The organism is Streptomyces sp. NPDC046335 (assembly GCF_055587985.1).
The window spans coordinates 1-17,633 of record NZ_JBVJFF010000007.1 but is presented as its reverse complement, the minus strand read 5'-3'; the positions used below and the strand labels follow the sequence as shown (position 1 = coordinate 17,633).

Here is a 17,633-nt window from a genome sequence, read left to right as displayed (position 1 = left end):
CCCATCCGGCACACGGCACCACCCGCCTTGCACCCGGAACAAGCGCTCGTCAACGATCACTTGACCGCTGACCAGTAAGTAAGCGCCCCGCGGGGCGAACGTGGCCGTTCGACTGGAGATGCACGTGGCCGGGCGCATCGAGGACTACGCACTCATCGGAGACATGCAGACCGCAGCCCTGGTCTGCCGGGACGGGACAGTCGACTGGCTGTGCCTGCCCCGCTTCGACTCTCACGCCATTTTCGCCGGCCTGTTGGGCACCGAGGAGCACGGCTTCTGGCGCCTCGGGCCGGCTCACGACCCGGAAGCGCAGCCGCCCACGGCCGCGCGCCGCACCTACCGCGGCGATTCCCTGGTCCTTCAATCCGAGTGGGACACACCGCGCGGCACGGTCCGCGTGATCGATTTCATGCCGCCGCGCGACACCGACGCCCCGCAGCTCGTGCGGATCGTCGAGGGGGTCAGCGGCCGGGTGCCGATGCGCTCCGCGCTGCGGATGCGGTTCAGCTACGGCCGTGTGGTGCCCTGGGTGCACAAGGTCGACAACCGCACGGTGGCCGTCGCGGGCCCCGACTCCGTCTGGCTCGACACCGACGCCGACACCTTCGGCAAGGACCTGACCACGTACTCCGACTTCACGGTCTCGCCGGGTGAGCGCATCGCGTTCACCATCTCGTGGCAGCCCTCGCACAAGGACCAGCCCGCGCTGCCGGAGCCCGAGAACGCCCTGGAGGCCACGGAGGAGTTCTGGCGCGAGTGGGTCGAGCACTGTACGTACCACGGGCCCTACCGGGAGGCCGTGGTCCGCTCGCTGATCACGCTGAAGGCGCTCACCTACGCGCCGACCGGCGGCATCGTCGCGGCGCCCACCACCTCGCTGCCCGAGGACATCGGCGGCTCACGCAACTGGGACTACCGCTTCACGTGGCTGCGCGACGCCGCGATCACGCTGTCGTCGCTGCTGCGCACGGGCTACCGCGACGAGGCCCGCGCCTGGCGCGAGTGGCTGCTGCGCGCGGTGGCCGGCGACCCGGAGAACCTCCAGATCATGTACGGCATCGCGGGCGAGCGCGAGCTCGGCGAGACCGAGCTGGACTGGCTGCCGGGCTACGAGGGCTCCACACCGGTCAGGGCGGGCAACGGCGCGGCCAACCAGCTCCAGCTCGACGTCTACGGCGAGGTCACCGAGGCCCTGCACCTGGCCCACATGACCGGCCTGGCCCGCAACGACTACGCCTCGATGCTCCAGCTCAAGCTGATCCGCTACCTGGAGGACCACTGGGACGAGCCGGACGAGGGCATCTGGGAGGTGCGCGGCCCGCGCCGCCACTTCGTGCACTCCAAGGTCATGGTCTGGGTCGCCATCGACCGCACCATCAAGCTCCTGGAGTCCGGGGACGTGGAGGGCCCGCTGGAGAAGTGGCGCGAGCTGCGCGACGACATCCACCGGGACGTCTGCGAGAAGGGCTACGACGCGGAGCGGAACACCTTCACGCAGTCCTACGGCTCCCAGGAGCTGGACGCCTCGCTGCTCCTGATCCCGCAGATGGGCTTCCTGCCGCCCGACGACAAGCGCGTCATCGGCACCATCGAGGCGATCCAGCGGGAGCTGTCCACCCCGGACGGCTTCATCCTGCGCTACCCCACCTCCGGCGACGAGGAGAACCTGGACGGCCTGGAGGGCGACGAGGGCGCGTTCCTCGCCTGCTCGTTCTGGATGGCCGACGACCTCGCGATGATCGGCCGGGTCGACGAGGCCCGCAAGCTCTTCGAGAAGCTCCTCGCGCTCCGCAACGACCTGGGGCTCCTCGCCGAGGAGTGGGACTCCGTCAACCAGCGGCAGGTCGGCAACTTCCCGCAGGCGTTCAGCCACGTCCCGCTGATCGACACGGCCCTCAGGCTGACGGCCTCGGGGGCGTACGGCGGCTGAGGCCGCCGCAGGGGGCGGGGGGACCGGGATGCCGTCTCCCCCCGCGTCCCGGTAGCGTCCGCGCCATGGACAGTCAGGGCACCCAGGGCGGCATCACCGTGCAGCGCGCGCTGGAACTTCCGGGATTGCGCGGCGGGCTCCCCGAGGTCGTCGCGGGCGCCGAGCGGCTTCAGCGGACGGTGCGCTGGGTGCACGCGGGCGAGGTGCCCAACATGGCCTCGCTGCTCAAGGGCGGCGAGCTGCTGCTCACCACGGGGCTCGGGCTCGGCACCCGCCCTGCCGACCAGCGGGCCTTCGTGCGCAAGCTGGCCGAGCGCGGCATCGCCGCCCTGGTCGTCGAGCTGGGGCCACGCTTCGCCCGGCTCCCGGCGGCGATCGTGGAGACGGCGCGGTCGGCCGGGCTCCCGCTGGTGCAGCTCCACCGCGAGGTGCCGTTCGTGACGGTCACCGAAGAGGTGCACACCGAGATCGTCAACGGCCACTACGCGCTGCTCCAGCGGGCCGAGGAGGTGCACAGGCGGTGCACGGAGGCGCTGCTCGGCGGGGGCGGTGTGCCGCAGGTCCTCGGCATCCTCGCCGAGTTCAGCGGCAACCCGGTGTTCCTGGAGACCGCGGACGGGCAGCTCCTGTACGCCGCGGGGGCGGGCACCGAGTGCGCCGACCCGCTCCAGGTCTGGGAGGGGCTGCGGGGCAGCGCGGTCGACCGGGAGGGTCCTCCGGCCGCCGCGGTGATCGTCGACGTGCCGGGCGGCGGACCCGGTGCCGGTTCCGTGCGGGCCAGGCTCGTGCTGCTCGCCGTGGAGTCCGCGCCGCTGCCGGTGCACCGCATCGCGGCGGAGCGGGCCGCGAGCAGCCTCGCGGTGGTGCTCATGCAGGCCCGCCAGGAGGAGGAGCTCGCCGCGCGGGGCCGCGGCGACTTCCTCACCGACCTCGCGGAGGGACGGATCGCCGCCGACGACGCCCCCGCCCAGGCACGCGTGCTCGGCTTCAGGCCGGGGCCCGCGGGGAGCCCGCTCCTGCCGGTGGTGATGCGGCTCGCGGACGGGCTGCCGACCGGCGGCGGCCTGGCGGTGCTCGCGCGGGCCGTCGCGGAGGAGCTGGCGTCGGTGGGCGTGCCGGTGCTGCTCGGCGTGCGTCCCGTCGAGGGCCGCGTACCGCTGCTCCTCGGGCTGCGCTCGGAGTCCGAGCGGACCTCGGTCGCCGACCGGGTCGCCGCCGCCCTGCGGGCCGGCGTGGAGCGCGCGGGGATGCAGCGCCCCGGGGCGCAGCCGCCGGTCGTGGTGGTCGGCGTCGCGGGCGGCTGGGCCGCGGCGTCGGCGGGCCTGCGGCACGCGGCGGAGACGGCGACGGCCGCGCAGGGCCTCGTCGACCGCCCCTGGTACGACGCGCGGCGCCTCGACACCGACCTGCTGCTCTGGCGGCTGCGCGACCACCCCGACCTCGCGGCGTTCGTGGACCGCGCGATCGGCCCGCTGCGCGCCCACGACGAGCGTGCGAAGCCGCCGCTGCTGCCCACGCTCCAGACCTACCTGGCGCACGCGGGCCGCAAGGCGGAGACCGCGCGCGAGCTGCATCTCAACCGGCAGACGCTCTACAACCGCCTCGCCCGCATCAGCGAGCTCCTCGGCACGGACCTCGACGACCCGCAGACGGTGCTCGCGCTCAGCCTGGCGCTCCGGGCCCGCAGACACGTGGCGTAGCGCCGGGCAGGGCGGACGTCAGCTGTACGGCAGCGGCTGCGTCAACTCGTCGTACACGCTCAGCACTTGTGTGACCGTCTCGTCCTCGGTCGGCCATGTCGCCGCCTGGGCAGCGCCCTTCTCCCGGAGCCGGGCGCGGCGGGCCGGGTCGGCGAGCAGACGCGCCACGGCGGTGCCGAGCGCCTCCGCGTCGCCGGGGGGCACGAGTTCCGCGGCGTCGCCGACCAGTTCGGTGAGAGCGCTCGTCGCCGCCGCGACGAGCGGCACGCGGGCGTGCAGCGCTTCCTGGGCGAGTACGGAGCGGGCCTCCCGGCCGGCGGGCAGCACCGCGATGTCGGCCGCCGCGAGGAGGTCGGGGATGTCGTCGCGCCGCCCGATCAGACGGACCGGCAGCCGCTCGGTCTCGATGCGGCGCAGCATGGCCGGGCGTTCGGGCCCCTCCCCCGCCACGACGAGGAGCGGCAGCGGGTCCAGGTGCCGCCACGAGCGCGTGGCGTCCAGCAGGAGTGTGTGACCCCGGCCCTGTTCGAGGGCGCCGACGGCCATGACCAACGGGCGGTCCACGGCTCCGAGTTCGGCACGGGACTTGTGCAGCAGGCGGTCGGGCTCCTCCGTCACGGGGACGCCGGTGCGGCGCTGTCCGGGCAGCGCGACCGCCGCGAGCCTGGCGTCCCTTGCGCCCCTGCCGCGGGCCCGGTCGACGAGTTCGGACGAGGTGCCGAGCAGCACGGTGGCGGCCCTCGCGACCCGCCGTTCCAGGAGCCGGACCAGCCTCACGCGGGCGCCCTCGGCGTGCGTGTGGTCGTGCCAGGTGACGACGAGCGGGACGCGGCGTCCGGTGAGGGCGAGGGTGGCGCGCAGGGCGGCGTGCAGTCCGTGGGCGTGCACGAGGTCGGCGTCGGCGCAGGCGGCGCGCAGGGCGGCCACGGAGGCGGGGTCGCCGCTGCGGGGCACGTGGATGTGCCGGGCTCCGGCGCCGGCGAAGTCGTAGGCGCGGGCGGCCTCTTCGGGGGCGCACACGGTGACCCGTACGCCTCTGGCGGCCAGCCCCGCGGCGAGCGATCTGACGTGCACGCTGCTGCCCGCGCTGCCACCGCCGAGGACTTGCACGGTGTGCAGTGGCGTCTGTCCGTGCGGCGAGTGGCTGCTCACGTGGCTCACGTGGCGAAGGCTCCTGGTTGTGCGTCGGGCAGGGACGGGTCGAGCAGATGGTGCGCCAAGGATGCCAGTCCGCACGGACGTTCCGGCACTGCCGAAAGGTCACTTCCGCGTACGGACGGGCAACTCCCGGCCCGGGATCACCCACAAGGGTGACGCCAACGGGGCTCGTACGTTCCCATCGCGCCCCGCGGCCCCCGCTCCCCCGGCCCCCGGCTCCGGCCCCCGGCGAGCCGCGTACTCAGCCCGAGGCGACCCGCGCCCGCGCCGCACCGGCGGCACCGGCGGGACGCGGCTGTGGTTCCCCGGGGGTCATGCGTCCCCCCGGGCCGTGGCCAACAGCTCCTCCGCATGCGCCCGCGCGGTCTCGCTGTCCTCCTGCCCCGCCAGCATCCGCGACAGCTCCCTGACCCGGTCCTCGCCCTCAAGCACCTGCACCCCGGAGCGGGTGACCATGCCGTCGTTGGTCTTTTCGACCAGGAGCTGCCGGTCCGCGAAGGCCGCGACCTGCGGCAGGTGTGTGACGACCACGACCTGCGCCGACTTGGCGAGCCGCGCCAGGCGCCGTCCGATCTCGACGGCGGCCTTGCCGCCGACGCCGGCGTCGACCTCGTCGAAGAGGTAGGTGGGGACGGGGTCGGTCCCGGCGAAGACCACCTCGACGGCGAGCATCACGCGCGAGAGCTCACCACCGGACGCCCCCTTGGCGATGGGCCGGGGCGGTGCCCCGGGGTGCGGGGCGAGGAGGAGTTCCACCTCGTCGACGCCGGTGGGCCCGTAGGCGACCGTGCGCCCGTCGACCACGACGCCGTCCGAACCCTCGGGGACCTCGGTGGAGCTGATGGCGATCGACACGCGCGCGTGGGGCATGGCCAGCGAGGCCAGCTCCTCGGTGACGGCCGCAGCGAACCGCGACGCCGTCTCCTGCCGGGCGTCGGTCAGCGCCTGCGCGAGCCCGGCGAGCTCGCCCCGCAGGGCGTCGCGTTCGGCGGTCAGCTCGCCGAGGCGGTCGTCGTCGCCCTCCAATTCGGCGAGGCGAGCCGCCCCCTCCTCGGCCCAGGCGAGGACCGCGTCGATGTCGGCGCCGTACTTCCGGGTGAGCTGGGTCAGCGCGGCCCGCCGCTCCTCGACCGCGGCGAGCCGCAGCGGATCGGCGTCCAGGTCGTCGGCGTACCCGGCGAGCTCGCCCGCCACATCGCCCAGGAGAATCCCGATCTCGCCGAGGCGGTCGGCGAGCGCGGACAGGGCCGGGTCGTGCGACCGCACGGCCTCCAGGGCCCGTGAGGCGCCCGCTACCAGCGTCGAGGCGTCGACGACCTCGGGGTCCTCGGGGTTGCCCGCGAGCGCGGCGTGCGCGGACGTGGCGGCGGAGGCGAGTGCCTCGGCGTGCCCGAGCCGCTCGGCCTCGCCCGCGAGTTCGATGTCCTCGCCGGCCCGCGGTTCGACGCCCGCGATCTCTTCGAGGCCGAAGCGCAGCAGGTCCGCCTCCTGGGCGCGTTCCCGCGCGCGCGTGGTGATCTCCTCGACCTCGACGGTGACGGCCCGCAGCCTGCGGTAGGCGGAGGTGTACTTGGCCAGCGGCACGGCGACCGCGTCGCCCGCGTACCGGTCGAGGGCGCCGCGCTGCCTGGCCGGCTTCAGCAGGCCCTGCTGGTCGGTCTGGCCGTGCACGGCGACGAGGTCGTCGGCGAGTTCGGAGAGCAGCCCGACCGGCACCGAGCGCCCGCCGAGGTGCGCTCTGGAGCGCCCCTCCGCCGAGACGGTTCTGCTGATGAGCAACGCCCCGTCGTCCAGTTCGGCCCCGGCCTCCTCGGCGCGCACGGCCGCGGGGGCGTCCGCGGGCACGGCGATGCGCCCTTCGACCACCGCCGACTTCGCGCCGATCCGCACCAGGGCGGCGTCCGCGCGCCCGCCGAGCAACAGGCCAAGGCTCGTGACCACCATCGTCTTGCCCGCGCCGGTCTCACCCGTCACGGCGGTGAAGCCTGGCGAGAGCTCTACGACAGCGTCGTCGATGACTCCGAGCGACCGTATCCGCATCTCCTCCAACACGGACAAGACCTTACGAGGTCACGGGCCCGGTGTGCGACGGCCCCCGCGCTCCTTCGGCGAAGGCGCAGGTGGCGGCGGGGCGGCGCGACCCGCTGTCACTCGCGTGAGTGGGCGCGCCGCCACCCCCGCGAAACGGTGCCGGGCGCCGGGGTGGGGTTAACCCCAGCAAGATCCACCTGCCCGCCGCATGGTCCCCTTACCCGCCCCACCGCGACCATGATCGACATGACGACAGGACTGGCACGGGCGGCGCTGCGCGCGCACCGCCCGGCATTCGCGGGCACCGCGGTGGCCGCGCTCTTCGCGGCGACGGTGGTGAGCGCGTCGACGATGATGCTCGGCTCGACGAGCGGCGGGAGCGTCGCCGGGCTCGCCCCGGCGGCCCGCCGGCAGATCACGGAGAACGGCGTCGGCGACATGGCCGTCGTCCTCCTGATCGGTTCCATCTACATGTCGATATTCGTCGTCGCGTCGACCATGGGCACCGCCGTCGCACAGCAGCACCGCGAGATCGCCCTGGTGCGCGCCATCGGCGCGAGGCCCCGCCAGGTCCGCCGCGCGGTGGCCGTCCAGGCCCTCGCGGCGTCGGTCCCCGCCGCCCTCGCCGGCTTCGTCCTCGGCGGGCTCGTCGCCCGCTGGTGGCACGCCGGCATGGTCTCCCACGGGCTGCTCCCCGCCGAGGCCGGCTTCCGGTTCGGCTGGCTCGCCCTGCCGGTGTGCGTCGGCGTGGCCGTGGTGACGTCGACGCTCGCCGCCCTGCTCGCGGCGGTGCGCTTCTCGCTGCTGCGTCCGGCGCGCGCCCTGGCCGAGGCGGCGACCGGGCGGCGCGGGCTCGGCCTCCTGCGGGCGCCCCTGGGCGTGACCGCGGTCGCGGGGGCGTGCGTCGTCTCGGTGCTCCTGTCGCGGCAGCCCGCCGACGAGGCGGGCCAGGGCGCCTTCCTCGTACTCATCCTCTTCTGCGTCGGCGCCGGGCTCCTCGGCCCGCGTCTCATCGGCCCCGCGGCCCTGCTGGTCTCGGCAGTGGTCGGCCGCTTCGGCCCGAGCGCGCGCCTCGCCATGCGCAACGTCCGCTCCCAGCCCCGGCGCTTCTCCGCCGCGGTCGTCCCGCTGATCCTCGTCGTCGGCTTCGGCCTCACCAAGATCGGCATGCGGACGACGGCTCAGCACCACACCGGCTCGGCGGGCGGCGCGGGCGAGGTCTGGCTCGACTACGTCGGCACCGGCCTCTACGCGGGCTTCGCCGCCATCGCCGCGGCGAACACCCTCGCCATGATCTCCTTCGAGCGCCGCCGCGATGTCGCCCTGCTGCGCGTGGTGGGCGGCGGGCGCGGCCAGCTCGGCGCCATGGCCGCCTGGGAGGCCGTGGTCGTGGCGGGGACCGCGCTGCTGCTCGGCGGCGTGATCGCGCTCACCACTCTGGCGCCGATGCTCACGTCGGCGTTCGGCACCGCCGTGCCCTACCTCCCCTGGGCCGTGCCGACGGCCATCGCGGCGGGCACGCTGCTGCTCACCCTGCTCGCCACGGGTCTGCCGGTGCGGGCGGTGCTGCGGCGGCGCGCCATCACCGTCCTCGGCGCCACATGAGCCCGCCGAGGCCCCGTACGCCTACTGCGGCGCCCCGCGCCACCCCTGCACCGGCAGGGCGAACTTGGCGACGAGGCGGTCGGTGAACGAGGCGTGGTGCAGCCGCGCGAGCCGCACCGGCACCGCCCCGCGGCGCACCTCCACGCGCGCGCCCGAGGGCAGTTCCACGGTCCGCCGGCCGTCGCACCAGAGGACGCCGTGCGGAGTGTGCGGCTGGACCTCCACGGCGAGCACCGAGTCCGGCGAGGTCACCAGCGGCTTGGCGAACAGGGCGTGCGCGCTGATCGGCACCATGAGGAGCGCCTCGACCTCCGGCCACACCACGGGCCCGCCCGCCGAGAACGCGTACGCCGTCGATCCCGTCGGCGTGGCGCAGACGATGCCGTCGCAGCCGAATCCGGTGACGGGCCGCCCGTCGATCTCCAGGACCACTTCGAGCATCCGCTCGGGCGACACCTTCTGCACGGCCGCTTCGTTCATCGCCCAGTCGCGGTGCACGACGTCGCCGTTGCTGTGCACGACGACGTCGATCGTCATGCGCTCCTCGACCTCGTAGTTCTTGTTGACCACCCGGTCGACGACCTTGTCCAGGTCGTCACGCTCGGCCTCCGCGAGGAAGCCCACGCGCCCGAGGTTGACGCCGAGCATGGGCACCCCCGACGCGCGCGCGAAGTCCGCGCCGCGCAGCAGCGTGCCGTCGCCGCCGAGGACGACGATCAGCTCGCAGTCGTCGATGCAGTCGGCCGTCGCCTCCTGGACCGACTCGACCTCGGAGGGCAGCGGCAGATCCGCCGCCTCCGCCTTGAGGACCCGTACGCCGATGCCGTGGCGCAGCAGCCCCTGGACGACGCGTTCGGCGCTGCGGATGGCCGCGGGCCGTCCGGTATGGGCGAGCAGGAAAACGGTACGAGCTCGGGTCTGGGTCACTCGGGTCTGGGTCAACGGGGCCCCTCCGCCACGGCACGGTCAACATCCGCCGGGTCGAGTTCGTCGGCCCCGGCGCACAGCCACAGAAAGTACTCGACGTTTCCGGAGGGTCCGGGCAGCGGGCTCGCGGTCACGCCGCGCACTCCGAGTCCGAGCCCCCACGCCTGCCGCGCCACCCCGCGCACGGCCTCGGCCCGCAGCTCCGTGCTGCGCACCACGCCGCCGCTGCCGAGACGCTCCTTGCCGACCTCGAACTGCGGCTTGACCATGAGGACGAGGTCCGCGTCGGGGGCCGCGCACCGCTTGAGGGCGGGCAGCACCAGGCCGAGCGGGATGAAGGAGAGGTCGCCGACGACCAGGTCGACGGGGACGCCGTCGATCGCTTCGAGCGTCAATTCCCGTACGTTCGTACGGTCCTTCACGGTGACCCGGTCGTCGCTCTGCAACGACCACGCGAGCTGGCCGTACCCCACGTCGACGGCGACGACGCGCTCCGCGCCGGCCCGCAGCAGCACGTCCGTGAAGCCGCCGGTGGACGCCCCCGCGTCCAGCGCGCGCCGCCCCTCGACGACCAGGCCACGCGGCGTGAAGGCGGCGAGGGCGCCCGCGAGCTTGTGCCCGCCGCGCGATACGTAGTCCGGGTCGTCGCCGTCCTGCGCGACCACGATCGCGGCGGCCGTCTCGACCTGGGTCGCGGCCTTGGTCGCGACGGACTTGCCGACCGAGACCCGGCCTGCGGCGATCAGCTGGCTCGCGTGCTCGCGCGAGCGCGCCAGCTTCCTGCGGACGAGCTCGGCGTCGAGTCGGCGTCGTGCCACTCCTGCCACGTTCGGTTCAGCTCCTGTCGTACGAAGGGGTGGGCACCCCGGTGGGGGCCGGGGGGCCGGGGCGCGCGTCGAGCGCGGTCAGCGCGTCGCGCAGGCCCCGGTGTACATCCTCGTACACCTCGACGTGGCCGTCGGTGGCGAGGTGGTCGGCGTCGCCGAGCCGGGCGAGGTGGGCGTCCACGTCCGCGTCGCCGGTGGGCGCGCGCTCGACGCCGAGGGGGGCGGGCCCCGCCGGGTCGTACGACGGCTCGTCCGGAACCTCTGGCTCCGCAGCCTGCGCCGCGGCGTCCGCCGCCGCGTGCCGGCCCGCGTCCTGGCCCGCGTCCCGGCCCGCGTCCTGGCCCTCGTATGAGTCGCTCATGGCATGACGCTACCGCGAAGCCCTGCGGTACCGTCGATCACGATGGTGACCATGGCGGAGTGCCGTACCGCACTCGACAGGCTCTCGGACGATCTCGCGTCCGCCGACGGCGACGTGCGCAGCGCGGCTGCCCTGAACCGCTCACTGAGCTGCCACATCACCGACCTCGACGCCACCTTCACCGGGCGCCTCGAGAACGGCCGGATCACGGTGCGCGACAGCCACCGGGGGCCGCCCCGCGAGAAGGCCGAGATCCGCCTGGCGATGACCGGCGACGACCTCGTCGCGCTGGTCGACGGCGAGCTGAAGTTCGCGAAGGCGTGGGCCTCGGGCCGGGTCAAACTGGAGGCGGGCTTCCGGGACCTGCTCAAGCTGAGGTCGCTGCTCTAGTGCCTGTCTCGGGGTCCTCGACGATCCGGCACCGGATGCCGAACTCCTCCTCCACCAGCTGACCGCGCCGTCGCGCAGGGCGATGCGGTGCGTGGCGTAACGCGCGGCGTGGTCGAGGTCGTGCAGGACGGCGACGAGGGTGCGGCCCCGCTCCTCGTGGAGCCGCGCGCACAGGTCCAGGCCACGCGCACAGGTCCAGGACGTCGAGCTGGTGCTGGATGTCGAGGAAGGTCGTCGGCTCGTCCAGGAGCAGCAGCGGGGTCTGCTGGGCGAGGGCCATGGCGATCCACACGCGCTGGCGCCGGCCGCCGGAGAGCGCGTCGACGTGGCGGTCGGCGAGCCCCCGTACGCCCGTCGCCTCCACCGACTCGTCCACGATCCGCACGTCGTCCCGCCACCACTGCCGCAGGAGCCCCTGGTGGGGGTAGCGGCCGCGCGCGACGAGGTCGGGGGACTGTCGACCAACGCGAGGTTAGGTTAGCCTACCCTTTTAATGCCTCTCGACGGAGAGGAGCGGGGGTGACCCGACGCGAAGAGCGGGCCCGAACGCGCCCCCACCGTCATCGTCACGCCCACCGTCATCGTCGCGCCTACTGTCCATGCCGCTGTCCATGCCACCGTCCGTGCCACCCCGCCACGTCGAGAAGCCGAACGAGAAGCCGAAGAGGCCAAGCGATGACCGACTCCCCGTACCAGTACTTCGACGTCCGGGTGCTGCGCGCCGAACGGATCACCCCCGCCATGATCCGCGTGGCCTTCGGCGGCCCCGACCTGCCGCGCATGGCCTCGGGCGGCCGGGACCAGCGCATCAAGATCTTCCTGCCGCACCCGGGCCAGGACGCCCCGGTCATGCCGGACACCGGCACCGGTGACGCCGGCGACTGGTACGCCGCCTGGTGCGCACTCGACCCTTCGGTACGGGGCATCATGCGTACGTACACGACCCGTGATCTCCGCCGGGATCCGCATGAGCTGATCGTCGACTTCGCCGTCCACGGCGCGGCGCCCTCCCTCATGGACGGCCCCGCAACGAGCTGGGCACGGACGGCACGGCCCGGCGCCCGCATCGGCGTCCTCGCCCCGGTCGAGGAGGAGAACGCGGCGTACGACTTCCGGCCGCCGGAGGACACCGACTGGCTGCTCCTGGCCGCCGACGAATCGGCGCTCCCGGCCGTCGCGGGCATCCTGGAGACCCTGCCGCCCGGCCTGGCGACGCGCGTCTGGATCGAGGTCCACGACCTGGCGGACCGCCAGGCGCTGCCCAGCAGGGCGGACACCGAGATCCACTGGCTCACCAGGGAGGGCGCCACCACGGAGGGAATCAAGGGTGCGGACCTCCCCGAAGGCACGCCCTACGCATGGATCGCGGGCGAGTCCGCGACGGTCAGGGCCGTCCGTCGCCACCTGGTCGGCGACCGCGGCTTCGCCCGTGAACGGGTGTCGTTCTCCGGCTACTGGCGCAGAAACACGACCACCGACGAGCTGATCGACCGAGGCGAAACGGCCTGACCCCCCGGAGCGGACCGCTGCGGCAACGCCTCAACCGCAAGCCGCGCCCCGGGTGGCCGCGGCCACCCCCAGCGGCTCACAGTCCTCGGCCGGGGCACAGTCCCGGCCGACTCACCCCGCCCGGGTCACACTCCCCGCCGAGCCGCAGTCTTCGCCGCGTCACACCCCCAGTCGGCTCGCAGCCCCGGCCGCGTCACAGCCCAGCCGGGTCAAAGCCCCAGCCGACTCACCGCCTTGTCCGTGGCCAGCGTGCAGGAGTCGTCCCCGGCCTCGGTCCAGGCTGCCGCGCACAGGGCGCGCAGTCCGTCCATGGCTTCGCCGTCGCCGTCCACGGTCAGCTCGCCGTCGCGCACCGAGGCCGTCCAGCCGCCGCAGGCGAAGCCGCCCTCGGACGCGGTCACCTCGGGCTGCCCGGTGAGCATGCCGCGCAGGTCCGCGTCCACGTACGTCGGCCGGTGCCGCGGCGGCGCCGCGAGGAGCTGCGCGGCGTCCGTGACGCCGGTCATGACGAGCAGGGAATCCACCCCGCCGTTGAACGCGCCCTCGATGTCCGTGTCCAGCCGGTCGCCCACGACCAGCGGCCGCTCGGCACCCGTCCGCAGGATCGTCTCCCGGTGCATCGGCGGCAGCGGCTTGCCCGCCACCGTCGGCTCGGCGTTCGTCGCGATGCGGACGACCTCCACCGCCGCGCCGTTGCCCGGCGCGATGCCCCGCGCGCTCGGAATCGTCAGGTCCGCGTTCGACGCGAACCACGGCACCCCGCGCGCGATCGCGTAACAGGCCTCGGCGAAGCGCCCCCACGCCATGTCGGGACCCCCGTACCCCTGCACGACCGCCGCCGGATCGTCGTCGGCCGACTCGACCGGCTCAAGGCCCCGCTCCCGCAGCGCCACCCGCAGCCCCTCCCCGCCGATCACGAGCACTCGCGCCCCGACGGGCACCCGCTCACTGACCAGCCGGGCCGCGGCCTGCGCCGAGGTGATGACATCCGCGGCGACCGTCTCGATACCCAGCTCCGTCAGATGCTCCGCCACCGCGTCCGGCGTCCGCAGCGCGTTGTTCGTGACGTACGCGAGGTGCATGCCGCCCTTGCGGGCCGTGCCGAGCGACTCGACGGCGTACTTGATCGCGAGCCCGCCCGCGTACACGACCCCGTCCAGGTCGAGCAGCGCGGTGTCATACGCCTCGCTCAGCGCCTCGCCGCTGCCCGCCGGCCGCGTCCTGACGCCGTCGCCCGCGCCCTTGCCTGCGGTCTGGCTCATTACACATCGCTCCTCGCTCGTTACCACTCCCCCGATCATCGCTCATGCCACTGACACACATACGATGCCCCAATGAACACAGCGGGTCACACGGACGCAGCCGGACTCGAGCTGATCCCCTTCCGGGGCGTGCGCTACGTCCCCGAACGGGTCGGCAACCTCGCCGCGGTGACCTCACCCCCGTACGACGTGGTGGTCCGCCCCGACGGCCTGCTCCACCTGGAGTCCGCCGACCCGCACAACATCGTCCGGCTGATCCTCCCGCAGGCCACCACCCCCGCCGCGCGCAACCAGCAGGCCGCCGACACCCTGCGCGACTGGCTCGCCGAAGGCATCCTCGCCCCCGACGACGAGCCGAGCCTGTACGTCTACGAACAGCGCGACGGCGACATCCTCCAGCGCGGCATCATCGGTGCGCTCCGCCTCTCCGAGGCCCGGGACGGCATCGTTCTGCCCCACGAGGACGTGATGCCGCACGTCGTCGAGGACCGCGCGGCCCTGATGCGGGCGACCTCCGCCAACCTGGAACCGCTGCTCCTGACCTACCGCAGCAACGCCGAGGAGCGGGCGGAAGGCGCCATAGCCGTCATCGAACGCGTCGCCCGCCGCGAGCCGCTGCTCGCCACCACCACCGAGGACGGCTTCCACCACCGCCTCTGGTCGGTGACGGACCCCGCGGAGATCACAGAGATCCAGTCGAATCTCGCCGCCCACCAGGCACTGATCGCCGACGGCCACCACCGCTGGGCGACCAACCTGCGCCTGCGCGCCGAGCACCCCACGCCGAGCGCCTGGGACTACGGCCTGGTCCTCCTGGTCGACACCGCCCACTACCCGCTGCGGGTCCGCGCCATCCACCGCTACCTCCACCGCCTGCCGGTCGCCAAGGCCCTCGCGGCCATCGGCGACTCCTTCCGCGTACGCGCGGTGGAGGGCACCCTCGGCCACGCGCTCGACGCCCTCGCCGAGGCCGCCGCCGAGAGCAACGCCTTCCTCCTCGCGGGCGACGGCGCCTTCCACCTCATCGACCGCCCGTCCCCGGACCTCCTCGCCCGTACGATCCCCGACGACCACCCCGAGGCATGGCGGACCCTGGACGCGACGGTCCTGCACTCGACCCTGCTCGACCACGTCTGGAGCATCCCGGACGCCCCCGAGCACATCGCGTACATCCACGACACCGAGGCGACGGTCGAGAAGGCCGAGCGCGACGGCGGCACGGCCGTCCTGATGCATCCGGTCCGCGAGGAGGTCGTCCGCGACCTGGCCCGCCAGGGCGTGACGATGCCCCGCAAGTCGACCTCCTTCGGCCCGAAGCCGGCGACGGGCCTGGTCCTGCGAGGCCTCGCGTTCTGACGCGGCGGGCGTTTTCTCCTACCCCGGACATGCCGAACGGGCGGGGCTCCTTGAAGGCAGCCCCGCCCGTTCTCAGTTTCTAACCGTCCAGACGATCAGGCCTTGTCACCGTCGACGTTGTCACCGTCGACCTGGTCGCCATCCGCCTTGTCGCCATCGGCGGCGTCATCGCCGACCGTGTCGTCGGCCTCTTCGTCAGCCGTGTCGTCGGCCGCGGTCTCGCGGCTCTCGGTACGCTCCTCGACCGGCTCGACCGGCTGGACGTCCTCGACCGGCTCGGCGTCCTCGACACCGACACCGCCCTGCTCGTCCTCGTCGCCCTCAAGGGCGTCGACGAACTCGACACCGTCGAGCTCGGCCAGTCGGTCGGAGGCGTCGGTGCTGCCGTCCTTGTCGGACTCGACGACCTTCGCGAACCACTCCCGGGCCTCGTCCTCACGACCGGCCGCAAGCAGCGCGTCGGCGTAGGCGTACCGCAGTCGCGCGGTCCAGGGCTGTACGGAGTTCGAGGCCAGCTCGGAGCTCTGCAGGGTCACGATGGCGGCATCGATCTGGTCCATGTCGCGACGTGCCCCGGCGGCGACGAGCCGCATCTCGACCTGTCCCGCCTTGTCGAGCTTCTGCACCTCGGGCGCACCGGCCATGTCCAGCGCCTTCTCGGGCCGGCCCATGCCGCGCTCGCAGTCCGCCATGACGGGCCACAGCTCGACACCGCCGGTCATCCGCCGCGCGGCCCGGAACTCGGAGAGCGCCTCGCTGTACTTCTGGGTCGCGTACGCGGCGAAGCCCGCCGCCTCGCGCACCGCCGCGACCCTGGAGGCCAGCCGCAGGGCGATCCGCGAGTACGCGTAGGCCTGCTCGGGGTCCTCGTCGAGGAGGTTGGCGACCATCACCAGGTTCCGCGCGACGTCCTCGGCGAGACCCTTGGGGAGGCTCTGGAGCTCCTGCTGCACGTCCTTGTCGATCTCGCGCCCCGTGACGTCGTCAGGGATCGGCAGCCGCCGGATCGGCTCGCGGTCCCGGTCACGGTCGCGGTCGTCGCGCCCGCCGCGGTAGCCCCCGCGGTCGCCGCCGTCACGCCGGTCGTCCCTACGGTCGTCACGCCCACGGAACCCACCGGGCCTGTCGCCACCACGGCTGTCCTCACGCCGCGGACCACGGTCGTCACGGCCACGGTCATCACGCCCGCGGTCGTCACGGCCACGGAATCCGCCGCCGCGGTTGTCACCACCGCGATCGTCGCGCCGGAAGCCACCACGGTCACCGCGGTCGTCCCTACGGTCATCGCGGCGGTCGTCGCGCCGGTCGTCCCTGCGGTCATCGCGGCGGAAGGCCGGCCGGTCGCCCTCACGACGGAAACCACCGCGGTCACCGCCAGCGCCAGCGCTACCGCCACGGTCATCGCGACGCGGCCCACTGGGCCGATCGTCACGGCGGAACGGCGGACGCCCACCCTCACGGTCATCACGGCGCGGCCCACTGGACCGGTCATCACGACGGAACGGCGGACGCCCACCCTCACGGTCATCACGCCCACGGAAACCACCACCGCGGTTATCGCCACCACGGCTGTCCCCACCACGATTGTCATCGCGACGGAAACCACCACGGTCACCGCGGTCATCACGGCGGTCATCACGACGGAAGGCCGGCCGGTCACCGTCGCGACGGAAACCACCACGGTCACCGCCAGCGCCAGCGCTACCGCCACGGTCATCACGGCGCGGCCCACTGGACCGATCGTCACGACGGAACGGCGGACGCCCACCCTCACGATCATCGCGACGCGGCCCACTGGGCCGATCGTCACGACGGAACGGCGGACGCCCACCCTCACGATCATCACGCCCACGGAAACCACCACCGCGGTTATCGCCACCACGGCTGTCCCCACCACGGCTGTCATCGCGACGGAAACCACCACGGTCACCGCCAGCGCCAGCGCTACCGCCACGGTCATCGCGACGCGGCCCACTGGACCGATCGTCACGACGGAACGGCGGACGCCCACCCTCACGGTCATCACGACGCGGCCCACTGGACCGGTCGTCACGACGGAACGGCGGACGCCCACCCTCACGATCATCACGCCCACGGAAACCACCACCGCGGTTATCGCCACCACGGTTGTCCCCACCACGGCTGTCTCCGCCACGGTTGTCGTCGCGACGGAAACCACCACGATCACCGCGATCGTCACGGCGGTCATCGCGACGGAAGGCCGGCCGGTCACCGTCACGACGGAAACCACCACGGTCGTTGTCGCGCCTCGGCGCCCCGTGGGAGCCGCCCCGGTCGCCACCGTCCCGGCGGCGCTGGTCGCGCTCCGGTCGCTCGTCGGGAGAGTTGGTGGACATGGGTGACTCCTAGTCTTCGGTACCGCAGTCATTCTCGCGCAGCCGGGGTGCCGGCGCGCTTCGACAAAAACAAAAGGACCCCTGGTCCCAGCGTGGACGCTGGGACCAGGGGTCCTCCAAAGATTGTTCGGCGGCGTCCTACTCTCCCACAGGGTCCCCCCTGCAGTACCATCGGCGCTATGAGGCTTAGCTTCCGGGTTCGGAATGTAACCGGGCGTTT

Annotated in this window: 13 protein-coding genes, 1 rRNA gene and 2 pseudogenes; 6 read left to right on the top strand and 10 right to left on the bottom strand. The window is 73.5% G+C overall.

Annotated elements, in window-relative coordinates:
- Positions 1–100 precede the first annotated feature (100 nt).
- Positions 101–1,930: a glycoside hydrolase family 15 protein gene (locus ACZ6JY_RS18040; protein WP_469196977.1), complete on the top strand. Its 1,830-nt coding sequence runs from the start codon at positions 101–103 to the stop codon at positions 1,928–1,930.
- A 65-nt stretch (positions 1,931–1,995) separates the two neighbouring features.
- The gene (locus ACZ6JY_RS18035; RefSeq protein WP_469196976.1) at positions 1,996–3,630 is read left to right on the top strand and encodes a PucR family transcriptional regulator; all 1,635 of its coding nucleotides are present in this window, start codon (positions 1,996–1,998) and stop codon (positions 3,628–3,630) included.
- An 18-nt stretch (positions 3,631–3,648) separates the two neighbouring features.
- Here ACZ6JY_RS18035 and ACZ6JY_RS18030 read toward each other — a convergent pair whose 3' ends face one another.
- Together ACZ6JY_RS18030 and recN are read right to left on the bottom strand one after the other, a co-directional pair.
- Positions 3,649–4,791, bottom strand: coding sequence for a glycosyltransferase family 4 protein (locus ACZ6JY_RS18030; protein ID WP_469196975.1), 1,143 nt, complete (start codon positions 4,789–4,791; stop codon positions 3,649–3,651).
- Positions 4,792–5,100: 309 nt separating this feature from the next.
- Positions 5,101–6,828 carry a DNA repair protein RecN gene (recN, locus tag ACZ6JY_RS18025; RefSeq protein WP_469197333.1) on the bottom strand — a complete coding sequence of 576 codons (1,728 nt, stop codon included), beginning with the start codon at positions 6,826–6,828 and terminating at the stop codon, positions 5,101–5,103.
- A 237-nt stretch (positions 6,829–7,065) separates the two neighbouring features.
- Between recN and ACZ6JY_RS18020 the strand changes: the two genes are divergently transcribed.
- Positions 7,066–8,424, top strand: a complete 1,359-nt coding sequence (locus ACZ6JY_RS18020) for an FtsX-like permease family protein (RefSeq protein ID WP_469196974.1) — start codon at positions 7,066–7,068, stop codon at positions 8,422–8,424.
- A 21-nt stretch (positions 8,425–8,445) separates the two neighbouring features.
- Here ACZ6JY_RS18020 and ACZ6JY_RS18015 read toward each other — a convergent pair whose 3' ends face one another.
- The 3 genes from ACZ6JY_RS18015 to ACZ6JY_RS18005 are packed head-to-tail and all read right to left on the bottom strand — an operon-like array spanning position 8,446 to position 10,539.
- Positions 8,446–9,351, bottom strand: a complete 906-nt coding sequence (locus tag ACZ6JY_RS18015; protein ID WP_469197332.1) for an NAD kinase — start codon at positions 9,349–9,351, stop codon at positions 8,446–8,448.
- Between the two features lie 11 nt (positions 9,352–9,362).
- Positions 9,363–10,178 (bottom strand): TlyA family RNA methyltransferase, encoded by an 816-nt coding sequence (locus ACZ6JY_RS18010; RefSeq protein ID WP_447036553.1) that lies wholly within the window; start codon positions 10,176–10,178, stop codon positions 9,363–9,365.
- 7 nt (positions 10,179–10,185) lie between these two features.
- Positions 10,186–10,539, bottom strand: a complete 354-nt coding sequence (locus ACZ6JY_RS18005; protein WP_469196973.1) for a hypothetical protein — start codon at positions 10,537–10,539, stop codon at positions 10,186–10,188.
- A 42-nt stretch (positions 10,540–10,581) separates the two neighbouring features.
- On the opposite strand from ACZ6JY_RS18005, the gene ACZ6JY_RS18000 reads away from it, so the two are divergent.
- The gene (locus ACZ6JY_RS18000) at positions 10,582–10,929 is read left to right on the top strand and encodes an alkyl sulfatase C-terminal domain-containing protein (RefSeq protein WP_469196972.1); all 348 of its coding nucleotides are present in this window, start codon (positions 10,582–10,584) and stop codon (positions 10,927–10,929) included.
- Here ACZ6JY_RS18000 and ACZ6JY_RS17995 read toward each other — a convergent pair.
- Positions 10,907–11,377, bottom strand: a pseudogene (locus ACZ6JY_RS17995) (ABC transporter ATP-binding protein); the annotation flags it as partial. The gene ACZ6JY_RS18000 and the pseudogene ACZ6JY_RS17995 overlap by 23 nt on opposite strands.
- A gap of 227 nt (positions 11,378–11,604) precedes the next feature.
- Here ACZ6JY_RS17995 and ACZ6JY_RS17990 point away from each other — a divergent pair.
- Complete coding sequence (locus ACZ6JY_RS17990) at positions 11,605–12,438, top strand: siderophore-interacting protein (protein WP_469196971.1); 834 nt, start codon at positions 11,605–11,607, stop codon at positions 12,436–12,438.
- Between the two features lie 209 nt (positions 12,439–12,647).
- Here the strand turns inward: ACZ6JY_RS17990 and ACZ6JY_RS17985 are convergent, their stop codons facing one another.
- Positions 12,648–13,700, bottom strand: coding sequence for an HAD hydrolase-like protein (locus ACZ6JY_RS17985; RefSeq protein WP_469196970.1), 1,053 nt, complete (start codon positions 13,698–13,700; stop codon positions 12,648–12,650).
- Between the two features lie 72 nt (positions 13,701–13,772).
- Here ACZ6JY_RS17985 and ACZ6JY_RS17980 point away from each other — a divergent pair, with 72 nt between their 5' ends.
- A complete protein-coding gene (locus tag ACZ6JY_RS17980) occupies positions 13,773–15,056 on the top strand; it encodes a DUF1015 domain-containing protein (RefSeq protein ID WP_469196969.1) in 1,284 nt (427 codons plus the stop codon).
- Between the two features lie 95 nt (positions 15,057–15,151).
- Here the strand turns inward: ACZ6JY_RS17980 and ACZ6JY_RS17975 are convergent, their stop codons facing one another.
- The 3 genes and pseudogenes from ACZ6JY_RS17975 to rrf all read right to left on the bottom strand — a co-directional run.
- The gene (locus ACZ6JY_RS17975) at positions 15,152–16,009 is read right to left on the bottom strand and encodes a tetratricopeptide repeat protein (protein WP_469197331.1); all 858 of its coding nucleotides are present in this window, start codon (positions 16,007–16,009) and stop codon (positions 15,152–15,154) included.
- Between the two features lie 273 nt (positions 16,010–16,282).
- A pseudogene (locus ACZ6JY_RS17970) lies at positions 16,283–17,413 on the bottom strand (hypothetical protein); the annotation flags it as partial.
- A 125-nt stretch (positions 17,414–17,538) separates the two neighbouring features.
- Positions 17,539–17,633: ribosomal RNA gene (gene rrf / locus ACZ6JY_RS17965) — 5S ribosomal RNA — on the bottom strand; the annotation flags it as partial.